This is a genomic window from Leifsonia sp. ALI-44-B (assembly GCF_001984125.1).
GTDB lineage: Bacteria > Actinomycetota > Actinomycetes > Actinomycetales > Microbacteriaceae > Okibacterium.
The window spans coordinates 517,316-529,299 of record NZ_MTQL01000006.1; the positions used below are offsets into that span (position 1 = coordinate 517,316).

11 protein-coding genes are annotated in these 11,984 nt (G+C 68.0%); 1 reads left to right on the forward strand and 10 read right to left on the reverse strand.

Translation table 11 applies throughout. From position 1 onward, the window contains the following. Positions 1-45: 45 nt before the first annotated feature. From ALI44B_RS03445 to hrcA, 5 genes are all read right to left on the reverse strand, one after another. Positions 46-1,056, reverse strand: coding sequence for a PhoH family protein (locus tag ALI44B_RS03445; protein WP_238592135.1), 1,011 nt, complete (start codon positions 1,054-1,056; stop codon positions 46-48). A 139-nt stretch (positions 1,057-1,195) separates the two neighbouring features. Further along, complete coding sequence (locus ALI44B_RS03450; RefSeq protein WP_077053326.1) at positions 1,196-1,552, reverse strand: histidine triad nucleotide-binding protein; 357 nt, start codon at positions 1,550-1,552, stop codon at positions 1,196-1,198. A 97-nt stretch (positions 1,553-1,649) separates the two neighbouring features. Continuing rightward, positions 1,650-2,381: a 16S rRNA (uracil(1498)-N(3))-methyltransferase gene (locus ALI44B_RS03455; protein WP_077053327.1), complete on the reverse strand. Its 732-nt coding sequence runs from the start codon at positions 2,379-2,381 to the stop codon at positions 1,650-1,652. 11 nt (positions 2,382-2,392) lie between these two features. Beyond that, a complete protein-coding gene (gene dnaJ, locus ALI44B_RS03460; RefSeq protein WP_077053328.1) occupies positions 2,393-3,502 on the reverse strand; it encodes a molecular chaperone DnaJ in 1,110 nt (369 codons plus the stop codon). A 109-nt stretch (positions 3,503-3,611) separates the two neighbouring features. Next, positions 3,612-4,649: a heat-inducible transcriptional repressor HrcA gene (gene hrcA, locus ALI44B_RS03465; RefSeq protein WP_077053329.1), complete on the reverse strand. Its 1,038-nt coding sequence runs from the start codon at positions 4,647-4,649 to the stop codon at positions 3,612-3,614. A 148-nt stretch (positions 4,650-4,797) separates the two neighbouring features. Here hrcA and ALI44B_RS03470 point away from each other — a divergent pair, with 148 nt between their 5' ends. Next, positions 4,798-5,748 (forward strand): DUF4870 domain-containing protein, encoded by a 951-nt coding sequence (locus tag ALI44B_RS03470; protein ID WP_083709484.1) that lies wholly within the window; start codon positions 4,798-4,800, stop codon positions 5,746-5,748. 88 nt (positions 5,749-5,836) lie between these two features. On the opposite strand, the gene hemW is transcribed toward ALI44B_RS03470, so the two are convergent. The 5 genes from hemW to ALI44B_RS15790 all read right to left on the reverse strand — a co-directional run bounded on the left by hemW (position 5,837) and on the right by ALI44B_RS15790 (position 11,849). After that, positions 5,837-7,063, reverse strand: a complete 1,227-nt coding sequence (hemW, locus tag ALI44B_RS03475; RefSeq protein ID WP_077053330.1) for a radical SAM family heme chaperone HemW — start codon at positions 7,061-7,063, stop codon at positions 5,837-5,839. Then, the gene (locus ALI44B_RS03480) at positions 7,063-7,737 is read right to left on the reverse strand and encodes a DUF1990 domain-containing protein (protein WP_077053331.1); all 675 of its coding nucleotides are present in this window, start codon (positions 7,735-7,737) and stop codon (positions 7,063-7,065) included. Before ALI44B_RS03480 ends, hemW begins: the two co-directional genes overlap by 1 nt. Before the next feature lies 1 nt (position 7,738). Continuing rightward, complete coding sequence (lepA, locus tag ALI44B_RS03485) at positions 7,739-9,589, reverse strand: translation elongation factor 4 (RefSeq protein ID WP_077053332.1); 1,851 nt, start codon at positions 9,587-9,589, stop codon at positions 7,739-7,741. Positions 9,590-9,731: 142 nt separating this feature from the next. Further along, positions 9,732-10,694, reverse strand: coding sequence for an epimerase (locus ALI44B_RS15785; protein WP_077053333.1), 963 nt, complete (start codon positions 10,692-10,694; stop codon positions 9,732-9,734). A 9-nt stretch (positions 10,695-10,703) separates the two neighbouring features. Beyond that, a complete protein-coding gene (locus tag ALI44B_RS15790) occupies positions 10,704-11,849 on the reverse strand; it encodes a pyridoxal phosphate-dependent aminotransferase (protein ID WP_077053334.1) in 1,146 nt (381 codons plus the stop codon). Between the last annotated feature and the right edge of the window lie 135 nt (positions 11,850-11,984).

The window sequence follows — 11,984 nt, forward strand, 5'->3', positions numbered from 1 at the left end:
GACGTGGCCTTTCAGGAGTAGGGGTGTGTGGTGGGCGGGCGCCTCTCAAGAAGCGCTGCCGCGGCGGGGCTGTCGATCGCGAGGGGCTCCTCGACGCTCGGCCCGGTTGGCGAACTCGGCTGCCTGCTCGCGCTCGAAACGCTGCGCCTGCTTCGTTTGATCATATTCGCTGTAGGCATCGACGATGCGGCCGACCAGCGTATGCCGCACGACGTCGTCGCTCGTCAGCTCGGCGAAGTGGATGTCGTCGATTTCCCGCAGCACCCGCGTGACGAGTCGCAGGCCCGACGAGCCGGTCGGCAGGTCGACCTGCGTGACGTCTCCCGTGATGACCATCTTCGACCCGAAGCCCAGGCGCGTGAGGAACATTTTCATCTGCTCGGGTGTCGTGTTCTGAGCCTCGTCGAGCACGATGAACGAGTCGTTGAGCGTGCGCCCACGCATGTAGGCGAGCGGCGCGACCTCGATCGTGCCGGCGGCGAGGAGCTTGGGCACGAGTTCTGGATCCATCATTTCGTTGACCGCGTCATAGAGCGGCCGCAGGTAGGGATCGATCTTGTCGGTCAGCGTGCCGGGCAAGAACCCGAGGCGCTCACCTGCTTCGACCGCTGGACGCGTCAGGATGATGCGCGTGACCTCTTTGCGCTGCAGCGCCTGGACGGCCTTGGCCATCGCGAGGTAGGTCTTACCCGTTCCGGCCGGGCCGATGCCGAACGTGATGGTGTTCTCGTCGATGGCCTCGACATAGTCACGCTGGCCCGCGGTCTTGGGTCGGATGGTCTTGCCGCGCGACGACAGGATGGCTTGGCTCATGACGCCGGAGGGACTCTGCCCCTCGTCGAGCATCTTGGCCGAGGAGCGGACTCCCTCTGGGTCGAGATCGAGGCCGTTTTTGACCAGCGCGATGAGCTCGTCGACGAGTGCGGCCGCCTGATTCACCTCGGCGCGTTCGCCACTCAGCGTGACCTCGTTGCCCCGGACGTGAACCGTGACGCCCGGGAACTGCTTCTCGATCGTCGTGAGAAGTCGATCCTGCGGGCCGAGCAGCCGCACCATGGCGACACCGTCGATCGTGAGGTGGCGGTCGACGTGTGCGCCGGCCGCCTCGGCACCGGGACTCGTCACGAGCGACGGGTCGACGGATGTTTCGGGAGTGTTCGTCGCGACCGGGGCGTCGGACGAACGGGACGAGTCGTCAGAATGTGGCAAGTGAGCCCTCCGAAAGGTCTCCCGCGAGGACATGCGCGTGCACGTGGAAGACGGTCTGACCGGCGCTCTCGCCGGTGTTGAAGATGAGTCGGTAGTCGCCGCCCGCGCGCTCGGCGGCGATGCGGGAGCCCACCTCGACCAGTTCGGCCAGGAGATCGGGCTCGGCGGCCGCGAGCTCGGTGACGTTGCGGTAGGCCTCGGTTTTAGGCACCACGAGGACGTGCACGGGCGCTTTCGGCGCGATGTCTTCGAACGCGATCACGCGGTCGGTTTCAGCCACGATCGTGGCCGGAATCTCGCGTGAGACGATGCGGGCGAAGATGGATCGTTCGGAATCGGACATAGGCCCATTCTAAAGAAACAGCGGCACGCAGAGGCGGTTATCCACAGATCGGTTCGCTCTCAGCGTGGATGGTTGACATCCCGCATGACGCCGATCGTCACCAGCGCCCGAGCCGCACGTTCAACACGGCGAGGGCGGCCGGACCGGCGGTCGACGTGCGCAGCACGGTCGACCCGAGTCGTACGATGCGCGCGCCGGCTGAAGCCATCCGGTCGAGTTCGAGGGGCGACACTCCGCCCTCTGGCCCGACGACGATCACGATCTCACCCTCGGAGGGCAATTCGGTGTCGGCGAGCGTGGTCTCGCCGCGCGGGTCGAGCACCAGCACGAGCGCACGCGAGGCCCGTTCGGCCAGCTGAGCCGTCGATTGCAGCGGCTCCACCTCGGGCAGCCACGGGCGAATCGACTGCTTGGTCGCCTCGCGAGCGATGGTCTGCCAGCGCTGCCGACCCTTCTCGGCTTTCTGCGCGTCCCAGCGGGAGATGCTGCGCTCGGCCGACCAGGGCACGATCGCGTCGACACCCAATTCGGTGGCGGCCTGAACGGCGCGCTCGTCGCGGTCGCCCTTGGCCAGGGCTTGCACGAGCACGAGAGCCGGGCTCGCGGCATCCGCTCGCTGTGACTGCTCGACACGGATGACGACGCTCGACGCGCTCGACGACTCGACGGAACCCGTGGCCAGGAGCCCCGCGCCGTTGCCGACGCTGACCGTTTCGCCCACGCGCACGCGGTTCACGGTGGCCGCATGTTTGGCCTCGGCACCCGTCAATTCGACGGTTTCGCCGATGGGAGCCTCGGTCAGGTCCTCGCGCAGGAACAGGCTGCTCATGGCGCTGCCCGCTAGGCGTTCATGAAGCGGTCGCGCAGCTTCTGGAACAGCCCCTGCTGGAACTGTCCGAGCTTCGGGCCCGACTGCTTGCGGTGCGATGCGAACGACTTGATGAGCTCGCGCTCCTTGTGGTCGAGCTTGGTGGGCGTGACCACGTGGATGCCGACGCGCAGGTCTCCGCGACCCGAACCGCGCAGCTTCGTGATGCCTCGACCCTTGATCGTGAGCACCTCGGACGACTGCACACCCGGGCGCACCTCGAGCGGCACATCGCCGTCGAGCGCGGGCACGGTCGTCTCGGTGCCCAGGATGGCGTCGGTCATGGGCACTTCGAGCGTGCACAGCAGGTCGTCGCCGTCGCGGCTGAAGATGTCGTGGTGGCGCACCTTCATCTCGAGGTAGAGGTCGCCGTTGGGGCCACCGGCCTGGCCGATCTCGCCCGAGCCGGGCATCTGCAGGCGCAGGCCCGTGTCGACGCCGGCGGGGATGTCGACAGGAACCGTGCGGCGCGCGCGCACGCGGCCCTGGCCCTGGCAGGTGGCGCACGGCGCGGGGATGACGGTGCCGTAGCCGCGGCAGGTGCCGCAGGGAGCCGACGTGACGACGTTGCCGAGCAGCGAACGCACCTGGCGCTGGATCTGGCCCGAACCGTGGCAGATGTCACACGTGACGGGAGACGTGCCCGGCTGGCAGCACGAGCCCTGGCAGGTCTCGCACAGCACGGCCGTGTCGACCTCGAGGTCGCGGTGCGTGCCGAAGATGACCTCGCCGAGGTCGAGCTCGACGCGCAGCAGGGCGTCCTGGCCGCGCTCCTGGCGCGACTTCGGGCCGCGCTGCTGGCCGCCGCCGCCGAAGAACGTGTCGAAGATGTCGCCGAAACCGCCGAAGCCGCCCGCGCCGCCGAAACCGGCACCGCCCTGGTCGCCCAGGTCGTAGCGCTCGCGCTGCTGGGGGTCGCTCAACACGTCGTAGGCGTGCGTGACGTCTTTGAACCGCTCGGAGGCCTCGGCCGCCGGGTTCACATCGGGGTGCAGCTCGCGGGCGAGCCGGCGGTATGCCTTCTTGATCTCGTCGGGGGAAGCGTCGCGCGACACGCCTAGTACGTCGTAGTGGTCAGCCACCGAAGGCCTTTCGTCGATCCCGGTCGGAGGTTTCTCCGGGCCGGGAAGTGTTCAGAGGTAAATGGGTTCGAGAGGTGATGCAGAAAGAGTGAAGCCAAAAGAGGAGGGGTCAGCCATCGCCCAGTTGCCGGGAGAGATAGCGGGCAACTGCGCGAACCGCGGCGATGTTATTGGAGTAATCCATTCTCGTCGGTCCGAGCACGCCGAGGCGCGAGAGTTCGCCCGCAGAGGAACGGTAGTTGCTCGTGACGATAGATGTCTGGGATAAACCGAAGGACGCATTTTCTTGCCCAATGCGCGCGATGACGCTCGACGATGCGATGCCCGACGGATCGGCCTGCAGCTCGCCGAAGAGCCGCAACAGGATGACCTGCTGCTCCAGCGCCTCGAGCACGGGATAGATGCTGCCCGAGAAGTCTTCTTCGGTGCGGGCCAGGTTGGCGGCACCCGCCATGACGAGCCGGTCTTGCCGATAGGCCGAGAGCTGATCGATCAGGGCCGCGACGATGGATGCGATGAGCGGCGCCTCGTCGGGACGGGCATCGTTGGCGAGGCGCTCGAGTGCCGCCCCGGCATCCGCCACACCGATGCCCACGGCCGCCTGGTTGAAGCGCTGCTTGAGCGACTCGACGTCGGTCTCGAGCGTAACGAGCGGGGACTCGACGACCCGCTGCTCGACCCGGCCATTGTCGGTGATGAGCACGACGAGCAGGCGGTGTTCGGCGAGGAAGACGAGCTCGATATGCCGCACCTGGGCCCGGGCGAACGACGGGTATTGCACGATCGCGACCTGGTTGGTGAGCTGGGCGAGCAGGCGCACGGTGCGCGAAAGAACATCGTCGAGCCCGACCGACTGCCCGAGGAACGCCTCGATGGCCTCGCGCTGCGCCGCGGAGAGCGGACGCCGGTCGGCGAGCTGGTCGACGAAGAGACGGTAGCCCTTGTCGGTCGGCACTCGGCCGGAGGAAGTGTGCGGTGCGACGATCAGTTCTTCGTCTTCGAGCTGGGCCATATCGTTGCGGATGGTGGCTGCCGACACACCGAACGAGTGACGCTCGACGATGGCCTTGGAGCCAACGGGCTCGCGACTGGCGACATAATCTTGCACGATGGCACGGAGGACTTCGAGACCGCGATCGGATGGCATCGGCTACTCCCCTCGGTGTCGGCTGCGCCGCGGGGCCGCCTGTGACGACCGGCCCGCTGGCACTCGTTTGCTCAGAGTGCCAATTCTACCTCCGTAACCTCGGCTCGGCCAATTGCCGCACGGCACCGCGAGGCGCTACTTTGAGGGCATGACTGATGCACACGGGCAAGACCCGGCCGAGAAGAAACCCGACGACGCGTCGAACGGCGCGCCGGTGCCACCGATCGACGGCAGCGCAGCGGGCCACCAGCCGGGCCAGCCCGAGGCCGCTTCGCCGTACGGACAGCCGCAGCAGCCCGACCAGCCGCACGCGCCGTCGCAGCCGCAGGCGCCCGGTTCGCCCTACGGCCAGCAGCCGGGTCAGCCGCCCTTCGGCGCACCCGCCGGCGCGTCGCAGCCCGGCCAGTTCGGGCAGCCCCCGCAGGCTGGCCCGTATGGCCAGCAGCCTCCGCAGCAGCCCTTCGGTGCGCCGAACGGTCAGCCCCAGGGCCAGCCGGGACAGTTCGGGCAGCCTCAGGGCCAGCCCGGCCAGCCCGGCCAGCCCGGCCAGTATGGTCAGCCCCAGGGCCAGCCCGGCCAGTACGGCCAGCAGGGTCAGCCGCCTTACGGTCAGCAGGGCCAGCCGCCCTACGGCCAGCAGCCGGGTCAGCCCTACGGCCAGCCCGGTCAACACGGTGGCCCCGGCGGCCCCGTTCCCCCGCAGTTCGGCGGCCAGCCCGGCTACGGCCCCCAGCCCCTCTCCCCCGCCGACGACAAGCTGTGGGCCAGCCTCTCGCACTTCCTCGGTGTGCTGTGGCTCCTGCCCTCGCTCATCATCTTCCTCGTCTTCAAGGACCGCGGTCCGCGCGTGCGTGAAGAGTCGAAGGAGGCGCTGAACTGGCAGATCACGTTCCTCATCGGCTACATCGCGCTGTCGATCGTCATCGGCATCATCCAGGCCATCCTCTACTCCACGGGCGCCTACGGCATCGCCGGCATCTTCGGCCTGTTGCAGGGCGCGCTGTACGTCGTCAACCTGGTCTTCTCGATCATCGGCGGCGTGCGCGTGACGCAGGGCGGCAGCTACCGCTACCCGTTCTCGCTGCGCCTCATCAAGTAGCGCGGCTCTCGCACAACGACAGAAGGGCCGTCCCACTCGGGGCGGCCCTTCTCTCGTCGAAAACCCTCGGACGCCAGCCGACGACGGCTCAGTAGTCGGTCAGGCGCCTGACGACCGCATCGGCCATGAGACGGCCGGGACGCGTGAGCACGAGGTGTCCGCGCAGGGCGGCCGCGGCATCCACGAAACCGTCGGCGATGAGCCCGGCAACGGCCACGCGGCCCTCGGGCGCGAGCGAGCGGATGTCGAGCCCGTCGGCGATGCGCACGCCCAACATGATGCGCTCCATCTCTTGCACGTCGCCGTCGAGCGTCTCGCGCCCGGCAGCCGGTGAGGTCCCCTCCGCCATCCGACCCGCGTAGGCGGCGGGATGCTTCACGTTCCACCAGCGCACGCCACCCACGTGCGAGTGCGCCCCTGGGCCGATGCCCCACCAGTCGGCACCCGTCCAGTAGGAGAGGTTGTGGCGCGAGCGGGTGTCGTGGCCCGTTGACCAGTTGCTCACCTCGTACCAGCCGTAACCGGCATCCTGGAAGCGCTCGTCGGCCAGGTCGTACATGTCGGCCTGCAGGTCTTCGTCGGGTTCGGCCACCTGACCCGAGCGGATCTGGCGGGCCAGCTTGGTGCCCGGCTCGACGATGAGCGAGTAGGCCGAGATGTGGTCGGGGCGCGTCGCCAGGGCCTGGTCGATCGAGCGTTCCCAGTCGGCCAGCGTCTCGCCGGGCGTGCCATAGATGAGGTCGACCGACACCTGCAGGCCCACCTCGCGCGCCCAGGCGACGACGAGCGGCACGCGTTCGGGGTCGTGCGTGCGCTCGAGGGTGGCGAGCACGTGCGGCACGGCCGATTGCATGCCGAAGGACACGCGTGTGAAGCCAGCATTTTTCAGCGTGGCCAGGTAGTCGCGGTCGACCGAGTCGGGGTTGGCCTCGGTGGTGACCTCGGCGCCCGGCGCGAAACCGTGTTCGTCGCGCACGGCGGCGAGCATCATGACCAGGTCGGATGCCGGCAGGAGGGTCGGAGTTCCGCCGCCGAAGAAGACGGTCGAAACGGGACGTGGCGCGACGCCCGACTCGCGCAGAACGTGAGCCGACAGGCGCACCTCGTCGACCGCCTGACCCGCATAGTCGGTGCGTTTCGCACCGCGCAGCTCGTCGGACGTGTAGGTGTTGAAGTCGCAATAGCCGCAGCGCACGCGGCAGAACGGCACGTGCAGGTACATGCCGAACGGTCGGTCACCCGAACCGGCCGCCGCCGAAACGGGCAGCAGTCCGTCGGCCGGGGCCGGGTCGCCGAGAGGCAACGCTCCGGCCACTAGGAACCCTGAGCGGCGGACGCGGGCGGTGCCGACGGGAAAGCCGGCGACAAGGAGCGCAGGTAGGCCTGCGTCAGGCGCTTGCGGCGACGGCGGTCGAGCACGGGCAGCAGGCGGTACGTCAGCGTCAGCGGACGCGTGAAGGCGCGCACCGTGAACCAGACCGAATCGTCATCGCGGTGCTCGAGCTGGAACGACTCCTCGCCCGAGACGGGGTGAGCGTCGACGGTTCCGTAGGCGAAGGCGACGCGCGTCGGCTCCTCGACCACATAGACGACACGGATGCGAGCGTCGACGTGCGCGCCGTCGACACTGCCGCGCAGATGCGCCGTCGTGCCCGCCGCGATGTAGGGCGAGCCATCCGACCCGAAGCGTTTCTCGCTGGCCGCGTGGATGGGCTCGAGCGCCGAACCGTCTTCTGCGTACCGGATTCCGCCGTATTGGGCGCCCTCATCGACGTGGATGTCGCTCACCGTGATGCCCGAGGCGTGCTGCACGCCCCACGTGAGCAGCTGAGCCGCGGCCGTGTGGAATCGCTGCTCGCCACTGCCCAGGCGGATCGAGGACTCGCTCGGCACGAAGCCCTCCGGCGGGTACTGCATCAGGTCTGCTGCCTGGGTGGCGCCGACGGCCGCGTAGTTCACGGGCAGGTCGACGAAGTTGCTGCGACGCACGCTACTTCTTCTCCTTACCTTCGGTGTCCCCCGACAGGGCGGCGATGAACGCCTCCTGCGGAACCTCGACCTTGCCCACCATCTTCATGCGCTTCTTGCCCTCTTTCTGCTTCTCGAGCAGCTTGCGCTTGCGGGTGATGTCACCGCCGTAGCATTTGGCCAAGACATCCTTGCGCATGGCGCGGATGGATTCGCGCGCGATGATGCGGGCGCCGATGGCGGCCTGGATAGGCACCTCAAACTGCTGGCGCGGGATGAGCTTCTTGAGGCGCTCGGTCATGAGCACACCGTAGGCGTAGGCCTTCTCGCGGTGCACGATGGCGCTGAACGCGTCGACCTGCTCGCCCTGCAACAGGATGTCGACCTTCACCAGGTCGGCCTCCTGCTCACCCATGGGCTCATAGTCGAGCGAGGCATAGCCCTGCGTGCGGCTCTTCAGGTGGTCGAAGAAGTCGAAGACGATCTCACCGAGAGGCATGCTGTAGCGCAACTCGACGCGGTCCTCACCGAGGTATTCCATGCCCAGCAGGGTTCCGCGGCGCGACTGGCAGAGTTCCATGATCGTGCCGACGTAGTCCTTGGGCGCCAGGATGGCGGCACGCACGACGGGCTCCGACACGGCCTGGATCTTGCCCGTCGGGAACTCGGATGGGTTGGTGACCGTGACGGTCTTCTTGTCTTCGGTGCGCACCTCGTAGATGACGGAGGGCGCCGTGGTGATCAGGTCGAGACCGAATTCGCGCTCGAGGCGCTCGGTGATGATTTCGAGGTGCAGCAGGCCGAGGAACCCGCAGCGGAAACCGAAGCCCAGGGCGACGGATGTCTCGGGCTCGTAGTTGAGCGAGGCATCCGACAGTTTGAGCTTGTCGAGCGCTTCGCGCAGGTCGGGGTAGTCGCCGCCGTCGATGGGGTACAAACCGGAGAAGACCATGGGCTTCGGGTCGGTGTAACCCGGGAGCGCCTCGGTCGCGGGGCTCTTGAGCGTGGTGACCGTGTCGCCGACCTTCGAGAGGCGCACGTCTTTCACGCCCGTGATCAGGTAGCCGACCTCGCCGACGCCCAGACCCTTGGACGGGATGGGCTCGGGGCTCGAGACCCCGATCTCGAGCAGCTCGTGCGTCGAGCGCGTGGACATCATCTGGATGCGCTCGCGCGGCGACAGGCTGCCGTCGATCATGCGCACGTAGGTGACGACGCCGCGGTAGCTGTCGTAGACCGAGTCGAAGATCATGGCGCGTGTGGGCGCGTTGGCGTCGCCCTTCGGGGCCGGGATGCGCTCGACGACGCGGTCGAGCAGATCTTCGACGCCCATGCCGGTCTTGCCCGAGACGCGCAGCACGTCGGCCGGGTCTCCCCCGATGAGGCTCGCTAGCTCGGCGGCATACTTGTCGGGGTCGGCGGCCGGCAGGTCGATCTTGTTGAGCACCGGGATGATCTCGAGGTCGTTTTCGAGGGCCAGGTAGAGGTTGGCGAGGGTCTGCGCCTCGATGCCCTGAGCGGCGTCGACCAGCAGGATGGCGCCCTCGCACGCCGCGAGCGACCGCGAGACCTCGTAGCTGAAGTCGACGTGGCCGGGGGTGTCGATCATGTTCAACGCGAACGTGTCGTCGCCCTGCGACCAGGGCATGCGCACGGCCTGGCTCTTGATCGTGATGCCGCGCTCGCGCTCGATGTCCATGCGGTCGAGGTATTGGGCGCGCATATCGCGGTCGGAGACGACGCCCGTCATCTGCAGCATGCGGTCGGCCAACGTGGACTTGCCGTGGTCGATGTGGGCGATGATGCAGAAGTTCCGGATGAAAGCCGGATCGGTGGCAGAGGGCTCCTGCGCGCGGAGGGCTTTGGGACTCACGACATCCTCACGGGAAGTAGAACAGATGGACGAACCCCCATTGTCCCACGAGTGGGCACGGGATGCCGTCGCTGGGCGTTACGCGCGGCGGCGGCGGCTGGTCGATAACCCGTGTGAGGCCGGCCAGCGGAAGGTTCGTAGGTCAGTCGGTGCTGACGATGTCCCGCACGGCGGCGTCGAGATCGGGCTGCTCGAACTCGTAGCCCGCCTCGACGAGGCGCTCGGGCAGTACCCACCGGCTCTTGAGGAGGAGCTCGGATTCGGTGCGGATGGCGGAGGCGCCGAGCTCGGTCATCCAGCGGAAGAGCGGCAGACCGAGGGGCATCTTGACCGCGCGCCGAATGATGCGCATGAGCGTGCGGTTATCGACGGGATGCGGCGACACCACGTTGACGGGCCCGTCGAGCTCGTCGTGCTCGATGAGGAAACGGATGATGCGCTCGACATCGCGCACATGCACCCACGAGAACATCTGCCGGCCGTGCGTGGCGCGGCGCTCGTGGTAGACCCCGGAGGCGCGGCGGGCGGGCGTGCCGAACCAGCGGCCGTCGTACTGCGGGCCGCCGAAGCCCGCGCGGGCCAGCGCGATGAGCGGGACGAGCGCCGAGCCGTGCCCGAGGACGATGGCCATGCGCAGGGCCACGCGGCGAGTGCCGGGCAGATCGCCCTCGAAGAAGGCGCCCTCCCACGCGCGGGCGACGTCGACCGAGAAACCCTCGCCGAGTTCGCCCGTGGACTCAGTCTGCGGGTGGTCGAAGGCGTGGCGGTAGATGGTGGCGGTGCTGGCGTTCAGCCACACGCGCGGCGGGTTGGCGGCGCGCTCGATGGCGGCGTGCAGCTGGCGCGTGGTGTTGAGGCGCGAGTGCAGGATCTCGGCGCGGCGGGCGGCGCCGTAGCGGGCGTTGACCGAGCGGCCGGCGAGGTTGAGCACGACGTCGGCGCCGTCGACGAGGGACGCGATGGCGGCGGCGTCTCCCCAGGTGGCGTCGGCATCCGTTCGCCCGATGGTCGACACGTCGAAGCCGTCGGTACGGAACGAATCGACCAGGTACCGGCCGATGAAACCGGATGCCCCGGCGACCACGATGCGAAGAGGAGTTGCCATGGTGCGAGCCTAGCTGGCGGGGGCGGGGAGCTTCTCGAGGCCCTGCAGGAGACGGTCGCGGCCGGTCGCGACGCAGATACGGATCCAGCCCTCGCCCGAGCGGCCGAAGGCGCTGCCGGGCGCTACGGCCACGCGTTCCGTGAGGAGGAATCGCTCGGCCCAGGAGGCGACGTCGCCATGGGTGGCATGCGAGACATCCGCCCAGAGGTAGAAGGCGCCGCGCGGTTCGAGATAGCGGATGCCGCGCCGATCGAGCAGGTCGGTGGCGGCTCGCAGATTGTCGCGATAGTGCCGCTTGGCCTCGTCGACGGCATCCTGCGGACCTGTGATGGCGGCGATCGCGGCGCGCTGGGCCGGTGTCGACACGCAGCTGATCATGGCCTCCTGCATCGTGCGCATGACGGCGGCAAGGCCGGGAGGCGTGACGAGATAGCCGACGCGGATGCCCGTGAGCGCGTAGGTCTTCGACAGCGAGAAGACGCTGAGCACGCGGTCGTCGGTGTCGCGGCTCGCCAGCGAGATGTGAGGCTCGTCGTAGACGAATCGTTCATAGACCTCGTCGCTGATGACCCAGAGCCCGTGACGCTGCGCGAGAGCCAGGATGTCGTCCACGGCGTCCGCAGGAAGCACAGTGCCGAGCGGGTTCGACGGCGAATTGACGATGATCGCCTTCGTCTCGGGCGTGATGAGCGTCTCGAGCGCGGCAAGGTCAGGCTGGAAGTCGCGTTCGGCACTCAGCGGGTAGGCGACCGGAACGGCGCCCAGCATGCGCGCGTTCATGGAGAAGGTCGTGTAGCCAGGATCGGGCACGAGCACCTCATCACCCGGGTCGAGGATGAGTCCCATGGCCTGGAACAGCGCCTGCGTCGCTCCGATGGTCACCCAGACCTGCTCGCGGTCGACGTGGACGTCGTTGTCGCGCGCCAGTTTGTCGACGATCGCATCCCGCAGTTCCGGCAGGCCGCCGTTGGCCGTGTAGTTGGTCTCGTCCCTCCCCCAGGCTGCTTGCGCCGCCTCGATGATGTGCGGCGCGACCGGCACATCGGGTTCGCCGACCGCCAGCAGATTGACGTCGTCGAGCGTGAGCGCGATTTCGAACAGGCCGCGAATGCCCGAGGGCGGAACGAGGGCGATGTGGGAGGCTATTTCCGGCATGAGCCAACGGTATCGACGGGATGTTGCGAGCGTGTGTCGCGGCCGCCTGCACGAATTGCCGCGAACCCCTTTCGCTGGTATCGTTACCTGTTGGCTTGCGTGTGGATTCTTCCACATGATTTTCGCCGGAAAGCG

Excerpts from the sequence above, each read along its gene's own strand:
- ALI44B_RS15790 (WP_077053334.1), bottom strand. The coding sequence starts at position 11,849 with ATGCCGGAAATAGCCTCCCACATCGCCCTCGTTCCGCCCTCGGGCATT.
- ALI44B_RS03445 (WP_238592135.1), bottom strand. The coding sequence starts at position 1,056 with ATGGTGCGGCTGCTCGGCCCGCAGGATCGACTTCTCACGACGATCGAG.
- ALI44B_RS03455 (WP_077053327.1), bottom strand. The coding sequence starts at position 2,381 with ATGAGCAGCCTGTTCCTGCGCGAGGACCTGACCGAGGCTCCCATCGGC.
- ALI44B_RS03450 (WP_077053326.1), bottom strand. The coding sequence starts at position 1,552 with ATGTCCGATTCCGAACGATCCATCTTCGCCCGCATCGTCTCACGCGAG.
- ALI44B_RS15785 (WP_077053333.1), bottom strand. The coding sequence starts at position 10,694 with ATGGCAACTCCTCTTCGCATCGTGGTCGCCGGGGCATCCGGTTTCATC.
- ALI44B_RS03470 (WP_083709484.1), top strand. The coding sequence starts at position 4,798 with ATGACTGATGCACACGGGCAAGACCCGGCCGAGAAGAAACCCGACGAC.
- hrcA (WP_077053329.1), bottom strand. The coding sequence starts at position 4,649 with ATGCCATCCGATCGCGGTCTCGAAGTCCTCCGTGCCATCGTGCAAGAT.